We start from the raw sequence: 17,746 nt of genomic DNA, 5'->3' as shown, positions 1-17,746 counted from the left end.
CGCGTCTAGGCTGGGCGCATGGGTGATGAGGACCGCCGGAAGCGAGCCGCCGAGCAGGAGGCCCGGGCACTGCGTGCGCTCGAGTCGATCAGGAACGGTGGCGATCTCGGCCAGGAGACGCTCGACCTCTCGAACGAGTACTCCGACGGGCTGGGCACCCGCGTCGCAGCGTGGTTCCGCGGCGCGAGACGCCGGAAGGACTGACCGCCGTCAGTCCGCCTGCTCCGGGCGCACCGGGTAGTGGCTCGTGATCGAGACGCGGTTGAAGGCGTTGATGACGATCGCCAGCCATCGGACGGCGGCGATCTGACCGTTCGTGAGCGTCGACAGGTCGTCGTCCGGCAGTCGCCGGCGATGTTGCACGTCCGCGATGAGGGTGACGTCCTCGGTGATCGCGAGGGCTGCCTGCTCCACCGGGCTGAAGTACTCGCTGTCGCGCCAGGCGGACAGGATGGCGAGGCGTTCCGTGGTCTCGCCGAGCGCGATCGCATCGGCGACGTGGATGCGCAGGCAGTACGCGCAACCGTTGATCTGTGAGGCCCGGATCCGGATCAGCTCGATGAGCCGCTTGTCGATGCCGGTGGCGAGGGCCGCTCGACCCGCGGCGCGTCCGGTCTCGACGAGCGCCTGATAGACCTCGGGTGATTCCTTGTCGAGCCAGACGTCGGCGCTCATGGGGTTCCTCTCGTCACTGGGCGGGCGCGGTCCCGCATGCATGCGTCCAACGCTAACGCGCGCGGCGGGAGGACGTCACCGTGGTCCGTCTCGGTGGTGCATCACCGCGGCGGGATGTCCTGGCGCGTGACCGCGACCGCTGGTGCGTCGGCGTGGGGTCGCAGTTCCACCCGACGGCTGCCGCAAGCGGTACACCGGAGGTAGCGCAGCGACCCCTCCGAGGTGGTGTGCGCCGACTCCGTCGCCCAGGTGTGGCGGCAGGCGTCGAGGGCGTTCGGCGACGGTTCGGAGGACTGCGGGGGTGCGTCGAGGAGGGTCATGACTCCACCATGATGTAATGGCGTTATGCATCTCAACCCTTACGGCTCGTATGCCGTCCTCCTGGCCGCGTCGCTGGCGAACGACTGGCCCGACGACCGGCACGGCATCGTCGCCCGCACCCGCGAGCATGGGATGACCATGCCCTTCACCGAGGTGACCGACGACCACGCCCGAGTCCGTCGGGTCGTCGACGAATGGCTCACCGTCGTCGATGCGGCCGACGATCAGGCCAGGGCGACCGCACTCAACCGTCAGATGGCGTCGGCGGCCGCGTTCCCGCGACTGACGGACCACGACGGCGAGGGGTGGCACCTGCACTACCGCGACGAGCATCAGGCGCTCCCCGAGGTCCTCGCCGCGGTGATCAGCGTCGGAACCGCCCTCCACCTGACGACGAGGGGCATGCAGCGTCTCGGTCGGTGTGCCGCGGGGGCCGAACCCGGCGACCCCTGCCGGCGGGTCGTCGTCGACGTCACCCGCAACGGCCGTCAGCGCTACTGCTCGGTGCGCTGCGCCAACCGGTCGGGCGTCCGCAGACACCGCGCACGTGCGGGCGGCTCAGCCCGCTGATCGGGCGTCGGGCAACAGGAACCAGACGCTCGCTCCCCCGAGCCCGGAGTCGTCGATCTCGATGCGGCCACCGTGCGCCTCGACGATGCGCCGACAGGTCGAGAGACCGATGCCGAGACCCGCGACCTCGCCGCCCGCCCCGCGTTCCATGAGGTCGAAGACCCGCTCACGCTGCTCCGGGGCGACACCGGGACCGTTGTCCTCGACCGCGATCAGCACCCCGGCGGAGACCCGTTCAGCCTGCACCAGCACGTGCGGGACGACGCCGCCGGCTGCACTGAACTTCACCGCGTTCGCGATCAGGTTCTGCAGCAGCGCACCCAGCAGCGTCTCATCGCCGTGCACCTGGAGGGGCGTGTCGACGTCGACGGTCGCGCCGGTCGCGGTGATGGTCGCGTCGAGGTCCTCGACCACCGAGGACACGAGCGACCCGAGGTCGATCGGGACGCGTCGCGGGCGGGCGCCACCGATCCGGGCGAAATCGAGCAGATCGGTGATCATCGCCGCCATCCGGTCCGCGGCGGACTCGGCTCGGGCGAGCGCCTTCGCCGCGTGCGGCGCGTTCGCCATCTCCGGGCTGTCGGTCGCCAGCTCGAGGAACCCGGAGACCGCCATGAGCGGGTTGCGCAGGTCGTGGCTCACCTGGCCGGCGAACTGGGCGAGCTGCTCGTTGGACTGGCCGAGCTCGTGCGTGAGGCGGAGCAGCTCGAGGACGTCGACGACCTGACGGGCCAGGAGGTCGAGCGCTCGGCCGTGTTCCGGCGACAGCTCCCGGACGCGATCATCGAAGATGCAGAGGGTCCCGATGGGTACCCCGTCCGGAGTGACCAGCGGACTCGAGGCGTAGAACCGGACGTTCGCGATCTCGCCCGTCACGAACGGGTTCGTCGAGAACCGCTCGTCCTGGCGGGCATCGGACACCATCGTGCGGGTGTGCTCCTGGAACACGACCGCGCACATCGAGTCCTCGCGCGAACAGCTCGCCGGTTCGAGCCCGACCGCGGCGATCTGATGCTGGAACCGGTCGTCGATGATGTTGATGACGGCCTTCGGCACATCGCACATGGTCGCGGCGAGCTGGACGAGGCTCTGCAGATCGGTCTCGGGTGGCCGACCGACGACCTGGTACTCGGCGATCGCGGCACGCCTCGTGATGTCCTCTGCGGTGATCACGCGCGCCCTTTCGTCGTCGGAATCCGGAACGTGTCCATGCTACCCATCCAGGGCACATGCACCGCCCCGGCTGTCGGGGATGTCTCATCCCAGCGGTCAACGGATCCGGAGTCGCCTCCAGGCGAGTTCGGCGAGCACCGCGGCCTGCAGGTCGAGGACGCCGTCGTCGAACACTGCGCGTTCGGAGTGCAGGGCGACGGAGCCATCGTCGGGGGCGGCGCCGACGAAGACGAGCGTGCCGGGGACCTCGTCGAGGATGTAGGCGAAGTCCTCCGACGCCATCGACGGCACCTCCTGCCGGGTCACCCGGTCTGGCCCCACGAGCGCGTCGAGCGTGCTGAGGACGAACCGCGTCTCCTCAGGATCGTTGACGGTGACGGGGTAGGACGCGATGAACGTCGACTCGAGGGTGCAGCCGTGCGCCTCGGCGATCGCGGTCAGCAGCTCGGGCAGCTGCTCGCGCACCGTGGTGAGCGTCGCCTTCGACAGCGTGCGGATGTTCGCCTCCAGGCTGACGGCCGAGGCGAGCACGTTGCTGGCCTCGGAGTCGCTGCTCAACCGGGTGACGGAGATGACGGCCTGGTCGGTGGCCGGGAGTCTCCGTGCCGCGAAGGTCTGCACCGCGAGGATGAGGTGCGCGGCGACCGGCACCGGGTCGACGGCGAGGTGTGGAAAGGCCGCGTGACCGCCCGTCCCACGGATGGTGAGCTGCAGGGCGTTGGCACTCGCCATCATGGCGCCCTCCCGGGTGACGAGCTGCCCGCGTGGGGTGCTGCAGTCCACGTGCAGCGCGTACGCCGCGACGGGTCGCTCTCCCGCGCTGTCGAGGAGGCCTTCCTCGAGCATGAGCCGCGCGCCGGCCTGGCCCTCCTCCCCGGGCTGGAACATGAACACGACCGTGCCGGCGAGGTCGTCGCGACGGGCGGCGAGCAGACGGACGGCGCCGAGGAGACCCGCCATGTGGAGATCGTGGCCGCAGGCGTGCATGGCTCCGGACGTCGACGCGAACGGCAACCCGGTCGCCTCGGTCACCGGCAGACCGTCCATGTCGGCACGGAGCAGCACGGTGGGGCCCGGAGCACCACCCCGGAGGACGGCGACGACCGAGGAGAGGCCGGTGCCCGTCGTGACCTCCAGGCCGAGCCCTGCGAGTTCGCGCAGGATGATCCCCTGGGTCGCGGGCAGGTCGAGGCCGACCTCGACGGCCTGATGCAGTTCGCGCCGGACCGCCACGAGCTCGTCGCGTATCGCCGTCGCGTCCTCCTGGAAGACGGTCACGAGCGCACCGTTTCGACGTGCGGCGAGCGCCGGTACACCTGCTCGCCGCGGATCCACGTCTCCGCGACCCTGACGGTGGCGATCTCGTCCGCGGGGACGGAGAAGACGTCGCGGTCGAGGACGGCGAAGCTGCCGTCGTACCCCGTGGCGATCCGACCGACACTGTCGAGCGGCGAGAGCAGGCCGGCTCGTCCCGTGTACAGCAGGAGCGCCTGGGCGACGCTGACGGCTTCCTCGGGGACGAAGTCGGCGCCGTTGTAGGCCTGTCGTCGGACGGCGGCCTCGACGGAGAGCATGACGTCGTCGGCGCCGCTCCAGGCGGTGGCGGGGCGATCGGAGGAGAGCGCGAGTGGCCCGATGGTGCGGAACAACCGGGCGATCGGGTAGGCGTCGGGGACCTGTTCGGCGCGGAGTGCGAGTTCGTAGCCGTCGTATTCGGCGAAGAAGAACACGGTGTGGGTGGCGATCCCGAAGGTCATGCGCGCGCCGCGGAGCCGTTCGGCGTACTCCTCGCTGATGATGGTCGCGTGCTCGATGCGGACGGACGGGATGCCGTCGAGCCAGGGCTCCTGGTCTGCGAAGAGGCTCGCGACGCGGTCGAGCGCTTGGTCACCCATGGCGTGCACCGCGAGCTGGACGCCGTTGCGGCGAGCCCAGGCGCCGGCTGCGAGGACGTCGTCGTCCTCGACCAACCGGAGTCCGTGGTCGCAGGATTCGGGATACGGTTCGGCGACCCAGGCGGTGCGGTTCGAGTAGGCCCCGTCGAGGACGACCTTCACCCCGCCGATGCGGATCCGCCCCTCGCGATCGTCAGGGGTCAGCTCGTCGAGTGGCGCGGAGGGGTCCCAGCCCGGGTAGAGGGCGACGCGGGTGCGGAGCCCCTTGGCGGCAGCGGCGCGGAAGGCGTCGAGCGGGTCGTGCAGCCGGTTGGACAGCAGGTCGCACACGGCGACGATCCCTCGTGAGGCCAGTTCCTCGCCGATCGCGACGAGCGAGGCGACCTGCTCGTCGCGTTCCGGCACGGGGATGAACCTGGCGACCGCATCGACCGCGGCGATCTCGGTGAGGACGCCGTTCGGTTCGCCGTCCGGTCCGCGTTCGAAACGTGCTCCGGCCGGGTCGGGCGTGATGGCCGTGATGCCCGCGAGGCGGAGCGCCGCGGTGTTGCAGACGGCGGAATGGGCGTCGCAGCGCCAGACGAGGACGGGGCGTTCTGTGGACACCGCGTCGAGATCGGCCGCGGTCGGCATCCGCCCCTCGGGGAACTTCGTGTCGTCGAACCCTCGGCCGAGCACCCAGGCGCTCGGCGTCGTCAGGGTCGCCTGGTGCTCGCGCAGCCGCTCCACGAGTCCGTCGATCGAGACCACCGACGGCGGGAAGCACTCGGCGGCCACAGCGGTGGCGACCATGAGCGCCGGGTGGGTGTGGCTGTCGATGAGGCCGGGCAGCACGGTGCGTCCGCCGAGGTCGACCGCGGATTCCCCCGCAACGGCGGACGCTTCGCCCACCCAGTCGAAGCGGCCGTCGACGATGCGGAACGCGGAGGCGACGTCCGTTTCGTCGGTGCCGGTGAACACCCGGGCGTTCGTGAAGAGCTGCGAGGTGGCCGGCGTCACGGTGGGTTGCGGTGTCACGGTGGGGGTCTCCGTCTCGGTCTCGGCTGCCATCAGATCGCGCGCCAGGTGAATCGACCGCCGAGCAGGGTCGCGGCGACCGGCATCGACCGCAGCCGCTCGGCGTCGGCGTCGAACGGATCGAGGTCCGTGATGACGAGGTCGGCGGGCTGCCCGACCGCGATCGACGTCCGGACGCTCGCGGCCAGGGCCACGTCCAGCGGGAGCCGTTGCTCGGGGTGCCAGGCGTCGCGTCCGTCGCGACTCCGGCTCGTCGCGGAGGCGATCGCCTGCCACGGGTCGAGAGGCGAGACCGGAGCATCCGAGCCGAGTCGGAGGCCGACGCCTGCGCGGTGCAGGGATCCGAACGCGAAGGCGCGACCCGTGCGGCCGCTCCAGTGGCGGTCGGCGACGTCGCGGTCGTCCATCGCGTGCTCGGGTTGCACGCTCGCGATGAGCCCGAGGCTCGCGAACCGGGCGAAGTCCTGCTCGCGCACGAGCTGGGCGTGCTCGATGACGCCAAGCATCCCGAGCGCTTCGAAGGTGTCGAGGACCTCGGTGTTGGCTCGGTCGCCGATCGCGTGGACGGCCGCCTCGATCCCGGCGCTCCTCGCTCGTTCCAGCAGTCGGCGAAGCTCGTCGACGGAGACGCTCTCGACCCCGCAGGCGTGCGGGCTCGAGGGGTCGGCGCCCGGATACGGGTCCCAGCACCAGGCGGTCCTCGTGTTGAGGGAACCGTCGACGACGACCTTGAGTCGTCCCATGGTGAGGAGTCCGGCCGGGTCGATCGTGTCGCCGGTGCGGAGTCCCGCCGCGATGACGGACTCCAGCCGGTCGGGCCACGCGGCGGCCTCGATCCGCAGGCTCGTCGCGCCGTCCGCGATGCGCTCGGACCACTCGCCGAGGTTGTCGGTGTTCTCGAACTCGACGACTCCGACGACGCCGCGGCGGGCTGCCGCGTCGGCGGCGTCCCGGTAGGCGTGCGCGGCGAGCCCGGAGCGCTGGTCGATCCGCTGCAGCGCCTCGATCCACGGTGCTTCGGCGACGACCCCGCTCGCGTCGAGGTCCAAGCCGAGGCGTCGCGCGGCGCGCGTGTTCATCCAGGCGCAGTGCAGGTCGCCGCTGACGAGGACGACGGGCACGTCCGATTCGGTGGCCTCCAGCGCGGCGAGGGTCGCCGGCTGCGTCCACAGGCCGTCACGGAAGCCGTACCCCATGAGGAAACCGTCGGTGAGGGGTGCATCGGTCTCGACCGCGCGACGGACGGCCGCGAGGACGTCGGCCGCGCTCGCGGTGGCGGTCAGGTCGATCCGGCGCCGCTGGATCACCCACTGGGTCATGTGGACGTGGGCGTCCCAGAGCCCCGGTCCGACGGTGCGTCCGGCGACGTCCACGACCTCGCCGGACGCCTGGACCGTCCCGGCCGGTCCGATCTCGGCGATCCGACCCTCGCGGACGAGGATGTCGACGGGCTCGCCGCCGGAGGGCCGTGCATTCCGGAGCGTGAGCTCGGTCACGGTGTCCCTGTCCCGTCGTCGGTGGTCGGCGCCGTCGTCCCCGTGTCGAGCCCATGGAGGGCCGCCATGCGGGCGGCCAGGGTCACGTTCTGGTACGGACCCGGCTCCCCGAGCGCCGTGACGACCCGTTCGACGACCGCGGCCGGTTTGTCCTGGCTCATCTTCTCCTTGGCCTCGAACCGGGTCACGCGCAGGCGGAACCCGACCGTCCCGTGGACGATGCGCGCCGCGTACTCGCTGTTCGCGATCGTCCCGTTCATCAGGTACGGCTCGGGCAGCACACGCTCGAAGTGGGCGACGAGGCGGTCGAGTACCTGCAGGTTCTCCTCGTCCGGGAGCAGTTCGGGCACCCCGTACAGGTGAGCGACCGCGAAGTTCCAGGTGGGGACGGCCGGCGAGGTGTCGTACCAGCTCGGGGACACGTACCCCTGGGGCCCGTAGACGATCACCATGACCTCATGCTGGCCGAGCTCGTGCAGTCGCTCATCCGGCCGCCCGACGTGGCTGAGGAGCACGATCCCGTCCTCGTCCTCCTCGAGCAGGACCGGATAGTGCGACGAGACGAGCCCACGACCGGGGACGTGACTGACGACCGTCGCCCAGGGGTGCTCGCGCACGAGTGCGCGGACGGCTTCGACGTCGCCCTGGACGTACTCGGGGGTGTGCCTCATCTGCCGCCTCCTGCGGTGCTCGGGGTGTCGACCGCGGACGCTGCGGCCGCCAGGGCCGTCGCCACGTTCGAGGGGGCTGCGACGCCCCGGACGCGCGCCAACCAGGCGGTCGTCGCGGCGAGGGCCCCGAGGTCGAGCCCGGTCTCGATCCCGAGCCCGTGGAGCATCCACACGAGGTCCTCGGTTGCGAGGTTACCGGTGGCGCCCTTCGCGTACGGGCAGCGACCCAGGCCACCCACGGAGGAGTCGAACTCGGCGACGCCCAGGGAGAGCGCCGCGTACACGTTGGCGAGTCCCTGCCCGTAGGTGTCGTGCAGATGCAGCGCGACCGCCTCGACCGGTATCCCGGCGGCGAGCACGTCCCGGACGACGCGGGTCGTGAGCCCGGGCGTCCCCACGCCGATCGTGTCGCTGACGGCGACCGTCGAACACCCGGCGCGGTAGAGCCGCACGGCGGCCTCGACGACCGTCGCCGGATCGACAGCACCCTCCCAGGGGTCCCCGAACGCCATCGACACGTAGCCGCGCACCGGGACGCCCTCCGCGGTCGCGGCGGCGACGACCTCCTCGGCCCGTTCGACGGCCCCCTCGCGCGAGGTGTTGAGATTGGCCCTGGCGAACGACTCCGACGCGCTCACGACCACGGACGCCTCCCGGACACCCGCGTCGATCGCCCGATGCAGACCGCGCAGGTTCGGCACGAGGCCGACCGCCCGAGCACCCGTCGGCACCTCGAGTCCCGCGACGAGCCGTTCCGCATCCGCGAACTGCGGGATCCAGGTGGCCGGTACGAAACTCGTCACCTCGAGGTCCCGCGACCCCGCCTCGTACAGGCGCCGACAGAGCTCCGCCTTCACCGCCGTCGGCAGGATGTCCGTCTCGGCCTGCAGCCCGTCCCGCGGTGCCACCTCGTAGACGCGCACCCGTGTCGGGAGACCGTCCACCGGTTCCATCCGGGGCTGCGGAAGGCCGCTCATGCCGACGTCGCCCGGAGCTCGTCGAGCACCTCACGCGCGTACTCGACCCGGATCCGACGGTCGGCGACGATCCTCGACGCGACCGCCCCGATCTCGTCCACGGTCGCGCCGGCGCTCGCCGCGATCGTCCGTGCGTGCAGCGTCATGTGTCCGCGCTGGATGCCTTCGGCGGCGAGCGCCCGACACGCGGCCAGGTTCTGGGCGAGGCCCACCGAGGCGATGACGGCTGCGAGTTCCCGGGCTGTCCCCACACCGAGGAGGGTGACGCCCGCCTGCGCCGTCGGGTGTGCTTTCGTCGCTCCACCGACGAGTCCGACGGCCAGTGGGACCTCGATCGTGCCGACGAGGTTCCCGTCGACGTCCTGCTCGAACTGCGACAGCGCCGAGTAGTGACCGGACCGCGCCGCGTGGGAGTGGCAGCCGGCCTCGACGGCCCGGGTGTCGTTGCCCGTGGCGAGGACGACGGCCGTGATGCCGTTCATGATGCCCTTGTTGTGTGTGGCCGCCCGGTACGGATCGGCCTCGGCGAACGCGCTCGCGGCGACGATGTCGGCGACGACCTGCGCACCACCGAGGAGGTCGGCGTCGAAGACCGCTCTCGCCCGGGTGATGCGCTGATCGGCCTTGTTCGTGAGGATCCGCAGGAGGGTCCGCGATCCGGCGATCTCGGCGATGCGGGGCGCGATCGCCTCCGCCATCGTGTTCACGGCGTTCGCGCCCATGGCGTCGCGGACGTCGACGTGGAGGTGGACGATGACCTGCGTCCCGACGCGCGTCGGCAGGATCCGGACGTCGATGTCTCGGGCGCCACCGCCGAAGGAGACGAGGATCGGGTCGAGCTCGTTCGCGAGGGCGAGCAGTTCGTCCCGGGCCTCGAGGACACGGAGCCGCGCGGCGTGCGGGTCGACCGCGTCGAGGATCTGGATCTGCGCGATCATGACGTCGCCCGACGACGACGTCCGGAAGCCGCCGTGCACGCGCGCGATGCGGGCGGCGTTGGAAGCCGCGGCGACGACGCTCGGCTCCTCCGTCGCCATGGGGACGAGTCGGTCCTCGCCGTCGATCGTGAAGTTCGTCGCGACGCCCACCGGGACGGCGATGACGCCGACGACGTTCTCCACCAGGTGGTCCGCCTGGGCGATCGACAGGCCGGCGTCGGGGCGCAGTGCGGCGAGAGCCTCCGCCTCGATCCCGGCCCCATCGGCGACGAGCTCGAGCCGCTCGTCCGGCGTGTGGTCGCGCAGCCCCTGGATTCGGCTGTTTCTCGGCATGGGTCGCCCTTCGGTACAGGCAGACACCGGATCCTCGGTGCTGCGGTCAAGACGACCCTAGGAGCGGTGATCGTCGACGACGATGGGTGGATGACTCAGCGGATCGACGATCGTGTGGGCGGATCCCACACCCCGCTGGACCGGCCGTCGCTTTAGACTCCTGAGGGACCAGTCAGGAGACCCGATGCGAGAGCCTGCCGACATGCGAACGGCCACCGACCTCGTCGACGCCGACCCCGTCCACGACACCGAGCGGGAGCTGATCCGGCTGCGACGCCGCGAGCACGAGCTCTCCGCCCTGTTCTCCAGCGCCCGTGAACTGGCCGAGCTCCGCGACAGCGACGCCGTGCTCGCCAGGCTCGTCCAGCGCGCCCACCAGATGATGGGCGTCGATCTGGCCTACCTGTCCGAGTTCGACCCGGTCACGCACGAGTTACGGGTCCGCGAGACGAGTGGCTCCGTCAGTCCGTCGTTCCAGACGCTCCGGGTGCCTCCCGGGCGAGGGCTCGCGAGCGTCGTCGTCGAATCGCGCACGGCCCAGTGGGTCGCGGACTACTCCGACTACTCGACCGACCGACACGAGCGCGGCATCGATGACGCGGTCGCAGCGGAGGGGCTCGTCTCCCTGCTCGGCGTGCCGATGCTCACGAGCGACGACGTCATCGGCGTCCTCTTCGTCGGTAACCGCGACCGGAAGGACTTCTCTTCCGACGAGGTCGCGCTCCTGGCGGCGCTCGCGGACCACGCCTCGGTCATCCTCCAGACGACGCAGACCCTCCGCGACCTGCAGGACTCCGAGGACGCCAGCCGACGGAACCTCGCGGACCTCACCGCCCACCTCGTCGAACGCGACCGGGCGAACACCGTCCACCAGGAACTCGTCCAGGCGGTCCTCGCCGGGGGCGGATTCGCGCCCGTCGCGGAGACGCTCGCCACCGCACTCGGCCGTGCGGTCGCCGTGACCGACGCGCAGGACCGGGTGATCGCGGCGGCCGGGCTCCCGCTCTCCCCCGGCATGCTCGACCTCGACGACGCCACCCGCGCAGCCATCACCGACAGCCGTCGCTCGGGCCACTGCGTCCTGGTCGCGAGCGGCGGTGTCGGAGCGGTCGCCGCCCTGTCCGCCGGCAGCCGTCATTTCGGTGCGCTCATCCTCGGTGACGGCGACTTCGAGCTCGGCGCCGTCGACCTCCGCACCGTCGAACGCGCGGCCCAGGTCGCGGCCCTCCTCGAGCTGCAGCAGGAAGCGGCCTCGGGCGCCGACCACCGCGTCCGCAGCGAACTCATCGCCGACCTCCTCGACGACGTGCCCGAACGCCGATCCGACGTCGAACGACGCGCCAGGCGCCTCGGCATCGACCTGCACGAACTCGACTCCCTGCTCATCCTCGCCGTCCCGGGAGACCAGCAGACCACCGCCGCCAGAGCGCTCAGCCGCCGACTCGACGACCATGCGCTCGTCGGCGAGTACCGCGGGTACGTCGTCGCCGCACACGCCTCCGACGGCCGGCCGCTCGACGCCGACGCCGTCCGCCGACACGTCGCCGGCAGCATCCAGCAGCCCGTCGTCGCCGTCGTACCCCGCACCGCTCCCGACGCCCTCACCTCCGCGTTCACCAGCGCGATGCGCACCGCCAGACTCATCGCCGCGCTGGAACTCTCGGACCTCACCGCTTCGACCGACGACTTCCTGCCCTACTCCGCGATCTTCGACACCGATGCGCGGGCGCTCGCCGACTTCCTGCGCGACACCATCGGACTCGTCCGGCGCTACGACGCCGAGCGGAACGCCGACCTGCTCGGGACGCTGCGCGCGTTCGTGCGGAACAACGCGAGCCCCACCCGCACGGCGCGCGCCCTGAACTTCCACACGAACACGATCCTCCAGCGGCTCGACCGGCTCGACCAGGTGCTCGGAGCGTCCTGGCGCGAGGACGAGCGCATGTTCCGGCTCGGCATCGCCGTCCGCCTCGACGAGCTCCGTGAGCAGTTGCAGGCCGGACGGTAGGCGAGGTCGCCGGATCAGCGGTCCGTGTCCGCGGAGAAGGCCTCCACGCCCGACTGCGGGAACGGGTTGCCCGTCGGAGGGCCGAAGACGAGGATCATCTCGGCCACGGCGTCGGACTCGTTGCGGACACCGTGGACGAGCCCGGCCGGCGCGTAGAACGCGTCGCCGGATCGCAACAACCTCCGGTGCTCACCCGAGGTCACGACGAGTTCGCCCGCGGTGACGACGTACAGTTCGTCGGAGCTGTTCGGCGAACAACTCGCGTCGTCACCCTCCAGGTGGAGGTGCTCGCCCTCTGCTGCTCCGGGTTCGAGGCGATACCGCATGACCGATGACGGCAGGGCCGTGGTCTGCTGGAAGTACCACTCCAGCTCGATCCGGCCCGGGCCCTCGTACAGGGCCGCCTCGTGAGCGTTGTCGCCGAGTCGTTGCACGCGCATCAGATTCCTCCCGGTGGTCGTCGATCGGTGGTGGGATCAGGTCCGGTAGAGGACGGGCATCGACTCGAGGAGTTCGCGCGTGTAGGCGTCCTGAGGCCGGGTCATGACCTGCTCCCCCGTCCCCTCCTCCACGACGCGGCCGTTGCGCATCACCGCCACCCGATGCGCGACGTGATGGACGACCGCGAGGTTGTGGGTGATGAAGAGGTACGTCACACCCGTCTCCTCCTGGAGGCGGACGAGCAGGTTGAGCACCTGCGCCTGCACGGAGACGTCGAGGGCCGAGGTCGGCTCGTCCAGGACGACGAACTCGGGCTTCGCCGCCATGGCCCTGGCGATCGCGATGCGCTGCCGTTGCCCGCCGGAGAACTCGTGAGGGAAGCGCCCCGCGGCGTCCCCCGGCAACCCGACCTGGTGAAGTGACTCGACGACCCGGGCTCGACGCGCGGCCGAACCCATGCCTGCGGCGACGAGCGGTTCGGCGATCGAACGTGCCACCGTGAAGCGCGGGTCGAGGGAGTCGCTGGGGTCCTGGAACACCATCTGCACCCGCCGCCGGTGCGTCCGCAGCGCCGACCCACGGAGCCGCGAGACGTCGCCACCGTCGAACTCGATGCGGCCCGAGCTCGGTCGCCGCATCAGGAGGATCGCCCGGGCGAGGGTGCTCTTCCCGGAGCCGGATTCTCCGACGAGTCCGAGCGTCTCGCCCCGACGCACCTCGAGCGACACGTCGTCGAGCGCGAGCGTCGCGTGCTCACCGTGGCCGAACCGTTGCGTGACGCCGTCGACGCGGAGCAGGGTGTCGCTCATCGGACCTCCTCCAGGACCGCCGGTGCCTCGGCGAAGCCGTTGTCGACGGGGATGACCGCCAACGGCGACCGCACCGGCACCGACGGTCGCGGAATGCTCTCGAGGAGCGCCCGGGTGTACGGATGCTGCGGGTCCGCGAGGACCCGCTCGGCGCGGCCGGTCTCGACGATGCGCCCGCGGTACATCACGGCGACCCGCTCGCAGAGCTGCCCGATGACGCCGAGGTCGTGGCTGATGAACAGGACGCCCATCCCCGTCTCGTCGCGCAGAGTCCGCAACAGCTCCAGGATCTGTGCCTGCACCGTCACGTCGAGCGCGGTCGTCGGCTCGTCTGCGACGAGCAGGGTCGGTCCGGCGGCCACCGCGATGGCGATCACGACTCGCTGGCGTTGGCCGCCGGACAGCTGGTGGGGGTAGTAACCGAGCCGTCGTTCCGCGTCGGGCATCCGAACGAGGTGCAGGATCTCCAACGCCCGCGCCCGAGCCTGCCGTTTGTCGGCGATCCCGTGGATGCGGAGGACCTCGGCGATCTGCGCCCCGATCCGCATGCACGGGTTGAGGGCGGACATCGGCTCCTGGAACACCATCGAGGCGCGCGCTCCGCGGAGCCCCGACCAGTCACGTTCCGTGGCACCCTGCATGTCGGTCCCCGCGACGTCGAGACGGGACGCCGTGACCGTCGCCGAGTCCGGCAGCAGCCCCATCATCGCGAGGGCGATGCTCGACTTCCCGCTCCCGGACTCGCCGATCACCCCGACGATCTCCCCCGGACCGACGCGCAGGGACACGTCCTGCACCGATGGCGCAGCGCCACCGTAGGCGATGCTCAGCCCCTCCACGTGGAGGGCGTCGACGTCTCGATCCATGGTCAGACCAGCTTTCGCTCGAGTGGTGCGGGAGGGACGGTGGGGTGGACGACAGGACTACTGGCTCAGCCAGGCCTCGTCGAGCCGGTACCTGGAGTAGTACGCGTCGCTCTGGTAATCGTGCAGCTTGGCGCTGTCCCAGACCTCGAAGTAGACCGGGACCGCGACCGGCACGATCTCGAGCACCTGCTCGGCCGCTTCCTCTGCCAGCTGGTCGACGAGTTCGGCGTATTCGCCCGGGTCCGAGGCGCTCTTCGCCTGCTGGAAGAGCTCTCGAGCCGCATCCGCCTCGGGGTTCCCCTCCCAGTGGTTGTAGACCCCGCCGTCGACGAGCACGGGGTCGTAGTAGAACAGCGACGCAGCACGAGGGCTGCCCGGGATGGCGACGAGGTCGGTCCAGCTCTCGCCGGTGGTGAAGACCGGGGCGATCTCCGACAGCGGCTTCGCGTCGAGCTTCAGGGTGATGCCCGCTTCGGCGAGCTGCTGCTGCATCATCTCGTAGACGGGGTGGTGCGACTGTGCGACGTCGCCCATGTAGCTGAGCGTGATGGTCGGATTCGGCTGGCCGGCGTCCGCGAGGAGTTCCTTCGCCCGGCTGACGTCGCGCTCGTAGTACGGCAGCCCCTTCGGGTCGAGCGCGCCGGGGTCACCGGCCGGTGGCACGAACGACAGCGCGGCGTAGCCGAGCATCGCCGTGTCGACGAGGGCCTGGCGGTCGAGGGACAGCGCGACGGCGCGACGGACGTCGATATCGGCGAGCGGCCCGGTCTCCGGGTTGATGTAGATCGCGAGGTTCTGGCGGTAGGACGCCTCCCCGAGGGTGAATCCGGCCTGGACCGCCTGATCGGCGAGGCTCCCGTCCGTGAAGTAGGCGGCCTGGATGCTGCCCTGCTGCAGCGCGGCGAGGCGTGCGGACTCGTCGGGGATGAAGTCGAAGACGATCTCGTCGAGGTACGGTTTCGTGTCCTGCCAGGCGTTCTCGTTCTTCGCCATCGTGACGCTGACACCGTCGCTCCAGTCGGTCACCTGGAACGCGCCGGTCCCGAAGGTGGTCCGCTGCCGCTCGTCCGGGGTCGCCGCGCCATAGCCCTCCTCGCTCACGATGAAGAACGTCTGGCGTGCGGAGACCGCGTCCACGAAGGTGCCGTCCGGTGCGCTGAACCGGAACGTGACCTCGGTCTCACCGGTCTTCTCGATGCTCGAGACGTTCGCCAGGTAGGTGCTCGCCGACGTGGTGGCCTCTTTCATGAGGTTGAAGGAGTAGACGACGTCGTCGGCGCTGAACGCGCTGCCGTCGGCGAAGGTGACGTCGTCGCGCAGCTCGAAGACCCAGGTGAGTTCGTCCGGTTGCGACCACTCGGTGGCGAGCGCCGGGATGACCTCGCCGTCGTCGTCCTTCGCGAGCAGCGTGTCGTACGCGACGGCGTTGATGACCTCGGCGGCGATCGCGCTGGCGGCCATCGGGTCGAGTCCGCCGGCCGACGGCTCGGCCGGGACTCCCCAGTGCAGGGTGCCGCCGGCGACCGGGTCGCCGCCCGCGTCGGCCGTGGATCCGCCGGGCGCACAGCCGCTGAGCGCGAGGGACGCCGCCACGATGGCGACCGTCCCCGCGAGGATGCGTGTCTTCATTGCTGCCTCTTCTCTGGAGCGTCGTCCGTGGACGCCGCGTCGATGGTGGTGCCGGATGACGTGCCGTGGTGCGCCGCTGACGCTCGGCGACGCCCGCGTGGGCGGCTGAGCGAGAACGCGGGCTCCCGCCTCGGGGCGAAGCGGTCCTGGAGCCCGTCGGCGAGGAGGTTCCAGGCCGCCGAGAGCAGGATGATCACGAGGGAGGGCAGGACGATGAGGAGGGGCTGCACCTGCATGAAGCGCGTGAACTCGCTGATCATGCGGCCGGCCGAGGGTTCGGGCGCCTGGACACCCTGTCCGAGGTAGCTGAGCGCGGCTTCGATGAGGACCACCTGCGAGGCGACGGACGCGAACTGCACGAAGAGCGGCGTCAGGACGTTGGGGAGCAGGTGCTCGACGATCACCCGATGTCCCCGCACACCACTGAGCGTCGCTGCGAGGACGAAGTCCCGTTCGCGCAGCGCGATGACCGGGGCTCGCATGACCCTGGCGAATCCCGGCGCGAACACGAGGCCGAGGGCGATGATGAGCGGCCAGGGCCCGGTGCCGATGACGACCCCGACGACGAGCGCGACGAGGATCGCCGGCAGGGCGAGCGCCGCGTCCACGATCCGCATGATGATCGCGTCGACCCAGCCGCCCAGGTACCCGGCCACGAGCCCCAGCGCGGTGCCGATGACCGCACCGAGCAGGGCGGCGGCGCCCGAGATGAGCAGACTCGTCCGTGCGGCGAGCGCCAGCCGGGTGAGGTTGTCGCGGCCGAGGTTGTCGGTGCCGAGCAGGTGGTCGAGGCTCGGCGCGGCGAGGGCCGGTCCGGAGGCGGCGAACGGGTCGTAGGGCGGCGCGAGGGTCATCCATCCGGCGAGCAGGAGGATGCCGACGAGGATGCCGGATCCGCTCCAGAAGGCGGGGCCGAACCCGTTGCGACGGCGGCGGCCGTCGATCTTCGCGAGCGCGATGGCGCGGGTGACCGTCATGACGTGTGGGCCCTCACTCGTGGGTCGATCAGCGGGTAGATCAGATCGACGATGAAGTTGATGAGCACGTAGACCGCACCGATGAGCAGCACGGTCGCCTGGATGATCGGGTAGTCGGACGAGCGGATGCCGGTGAGGAGGAGCGAGCCCATCCCGGGGAGCGCGAACACGGTCTCGATGACGACCGTCCCGCCGACGAGCGCGGCGAGTTCGATGCCGATCACGGTCGTGACCGGGATGAGGGCGTTGCGCAGCGCGTGCCGACCGACCAGCCGGGACGGTGACGCCCCTTTGGCTCGCGCCGTGCGGACGAAGTCCTGTCCGAGCGTGTCGAGCAGGGTGCCGCGGGTGTACCTGGCGACGATCGCCGCGAGGACGAGACCGATGAGGAGTGCCGGCAGGACCAGCACGCCGACGAGTCGCAGCGGATCCCCGCTCGCCCCCGCCGTACCCACGAGCGGCAGGCGCAGGGTGAGTGAGTTCACGAGGATGAGGACGGTGCCGAGCACGAACGGCGGCGTCGCGAGGAGCACGAAGGACAGCCCTCGGACCGCGTTGTCGGGGGCCCGACGCCACCGGGTCGCTGCGAGGACACCGGCCGGGATGCCGAGGACGGTCCCGAACAGGGTCGCCATGACGGCGAGGGTGAGGCTGAGCGGGAGGCGCTGGGCGATGAGGTTGGACACCTCGTTCGGGACGGTGATGGCTCGTCCGAAGTCACCCTGCAGGACACCGAGCAGCCACGCGAGGTACTGCGTCAGCCAGGGTCGATCGAGGCCGAGCTCCGTGCGGAGGGCGTCGAGCGCGGCCGGGTCGGGGTTCGAGGGGTCCGCGAACGCCGACAGGGGGTCGCCCGGGATCACCCGGACCATCGAGAAGACGAGGACGGACAGGACGAACAGGACGAAGAGCGACGACAGGACCCGGGAGACGATGTATCGCGCCATGGG

Annotated in this window: 18 protein-coding genes; 3 read left to right on the top strand and 15 right to left on the bottom strand. The window is 70.9% G+C overall.

All coding sequences use genetic code 11. From position 1 onward, the window contains the following. The first annotated feature begins 18 nt into the window (after positions 1–18). A complete protein-coding gene (locus tag HOW07_RS18820; protein ID WP_064295450.1) occupies positions 19–204 on the top strand; it encodes a hypothetical protein in 186 nt (61 codons plus the stop codon). A 6-nt stretch (positions 205–210) separates the two neighbouring features. On the opposite strand, the gene HOW07_RS18815 is transcribed toward HOW07_RS18820, so the two are convergent. Beyond that, positions 211–675 (bottom strand): carboxymuconolactone decarboxylase family protein, encoded by a 465-nt coding sequence (locus tag HOW07_RS18815; RefSeq protein WP_064295451.1) that lies wholly within the window; start codon positions 673–675, stop codon positions 211–213. A gap of 101 nt (positions 676–776) precedes the next feature. Continuing rightward, on the bottom strand, positions 777–995 hold the full coding sequence (locus HOW07_RS18810; protein ID WP_121290505.1) for a hypothetical protein: 219 nt from the start codon (positions 993–995) through the stop codon (positions 777–779). A gap of 25 nt (positions 996–1,020) precedes the next feature. Between HOW07_RS18810 and HOW07_RS18805 the strand changes: the two genes are divergently transcribed. Next, positions 1,021–1,566: a CGNR zinc finger domain-containing protein gene (locus HOW07_RS18805; protein ID WP_175118290.1), complete on the top strand. Its 546-nt coding sequence runs from the start codon at positions 1,021–1,023 to the stop codon at positions 1,564–1,566. On the opposite strand, the gene HOW07_RS18800 is transcribed toward HOW07_RS18805, so the two are convergent. The 7 genes from HOW07_RS18800 to HOW07_RS18770 all read right to left on the bottom strand — a co-directional run bounded on the left by HOW07_RS18800 (position 1,555) and on the right by HOW07_RS18770 (position 10,066). Continuing rightward, positions 1,555–2,739, bottom strand: coding sequence for an ATP-binding protein (locus tag HOW07_RS18800; protein ID WP_175118288.1), 1,185 nt, complete (start codon positions 2,737–2,739; stop codon positions 1,555–1,557). The two genes, HOW07_RS18805 and HOW07_RS18800, sit on opposite strands and share 12 nt — an antisense overlap. Before the next feature lie 96 nt (positions 2,740–2,835). After that, a complete protein-coding gene (locus HOW07_RS18795; protein WP_175118286.1) occupies positions 2,836–4,017 on the bottom strand; it encodes a M20 family metallopeptidase in 1,182 nt (393 codons plus the stop codon). Continuing rightward, positions 4,014–5,684 (bottom strand): amidohydrolase, encoded by a 1,671-nt coding sequence (locus HOW07_RS18790; protein ID WP_175118284.1) that lies wholly within the window; start codon positions 5,682–5,684, stop codon positions 4,014–4,016. The genes HOW07_RS18795 and HOW07_RS18790 overlap by 4 nt, the downstream gene beginning before the upstream one ends. Next, entirely contained in the window at positions 5,684–7,147 is a 1,464-nt protein-coding gene (locus tag HOW07_RS18785; protein WP_175118282.1) for an amidohydrolase family protein, read from the bottom strand. The genes HOW07_RS18790 and HOW07_RS18785 overlap by 1 nt, the downstream gene beginning before the upstream one ends. Then, on the bottom strand, positions 7,144–7,818 hold the full coding sequence (locus HOW07_RS18780) for an FMN-binding negative transcriptional regulator (RefSeq protein ID WP_175118280.1): 675 nt from the start codon (positions 7,816–7,818) through the stop codon (positions 7,144–7,146). The genes HOW07_RS18785 and HOW07_RS18780 overlap by 4 nt, the downstream gene beginning before the upstream one ends. Continuing rightward, the gene (locus HOW07_RS18775) at positions 7,815–8,795 is read right to left on the bottom strand and encodes a hydroxymethylglutaryl-CoA lyase (RefSeq protein ID WP_121290492.1); all 981 of its coding nucleotides are present in this window, start codon (positions 8,793–8,795) and stop codon (positions 7,815–7,817) included. The genes HOW07_RS18780 and HOW07_RS18775 overlap by 4 nt, the downstream gene beginning before the upstream one ends. Then, positions 8,792–10,066, bottom strand: coding sequence for a hydroxymethylglutaryl-CoA reductase, degradative (locus HOW07_RS18770; RefSeq protein WP_121290490.1), 1,275 nt, complete (start codon positions 10,064–10,066; stop codon positions 8,792–8,794). The genes HOW07_RS18775 and HOW07_RS18770 overlap by 4 nt, the downstream gene beginning before the upstream one ends. Before the next feature lie 202 nt (positions 10,067–10,268). Here HOW07_RS18770 and HOW07_RS18765 point away from each other — a divergent pair, with 202 nt between their 5' ends. After that, entirely contained in the window at positions 10,269–12,074 is a 1,806-nt protein-coding gene (locus tag HOW07_RS18765) for a GAF domain-containing protein (RefSeq protein WP_217485424.1), read from the top strand. Between the two features lie 14 nt (positions 12,075–12,088). Here the strand turns inward: HOW07_RS18765 and HOW07_RS18760 are convergent, their stop codons facing one another. Genes HOW07_RS18760 through HOW07_RS18740 form a run of 6 tightly spaced genes read right to left on the bottom strand, consistent with a single transcriptional unit; the run spans position 12,089 to position 17,743 of the window. Then, entirely contained in the window at positions 12,089–12,514 is a 426-nt protein-coding gene (locus HOW07_RS18760; RefSeq protein ID WP_175118276.1) for a cupin domain-containing protein, read from the bottom strand. Between the two features lie 36 nt (positions 12,515–12,550). After that, complete coding sequence (locus tag HOW07_RS19210) at positions 12,551–13,324, bottom strand: ATP-binding cassette domain-containing protein (protein ID WP_217485423.1); 774 nt, start codon at positions 13,322–13,324, stop codon at positions 12,551–12,553. Then, positions 13,321–14,190 (bottom strand): ABC transporter ATP-binding protein, encoded by an 870-nt coding sequence (locus HOW07_RS19205; protein WP_217485422.1) that lies wholly within the window; start codon positions 14,188–14,190, stop codon positions 13,321–13,323. Before HOW07_RS19205 ends, HOW07_RS19210 begins: the two co-directional genes overlap by 4 nt. 57 nt (positions 14,191–14,247) lie before the next feature. Further along, positions 14,248–15,819, bottom strand: a complete 1,572-nt coding sequence (locus HOW07_RS18750) for an ABC transporter substrate-binding protein (RefSeq protein WP_121290482.1) — start codon at positions 15,817–15,819, stop codon at positions 14,248–14,250. Continuing rightward, on the bottom strand, positions 15,816–16,796 hold the full coding sequence (locus tag HOW07_RS18745) for an ABC transporter permease (protein WP_175118274.1): 981 nt from the start codon (positions 16,794–16,796) through the stop codon (positions 15,816–15,818). The genes HOW07_RS18750 and HOW07_RS18745 overlap by 4 nt, the downstream gene beginning before the upstream one ends. After that, positions 16,793–17,743, bottom strand: coding sequence for an ABC transporter permease (locus tag HOW07_RS18740; protein ID WP_175118272.1), 951 nt, complete (start codon positions 17,741–17,743; stop codon positions 16,793–16,795). The genes HOW07_RS18745 and HOW07_RS18740 overlap by 4 nt, the downstream gene beginning before the upstream one ends. Positions 17,744–17,746 lie beyond the last annotated feature (3 nt).

Origin of the sequence: Plantibacter sp. MCCC 1A11337 (assembly GCF_013349365.1) — a bacterium.
Taxonomy (GTDB): Bacteria; Actinomycetota; Actinomycetes; order Actinomycetales; family Microbacteriaceae; genus Plantibacter; species Plantibacter flavus_A.
This window is presented reverse-complemented; position numbering and strand designations above follow the sequence as displayed.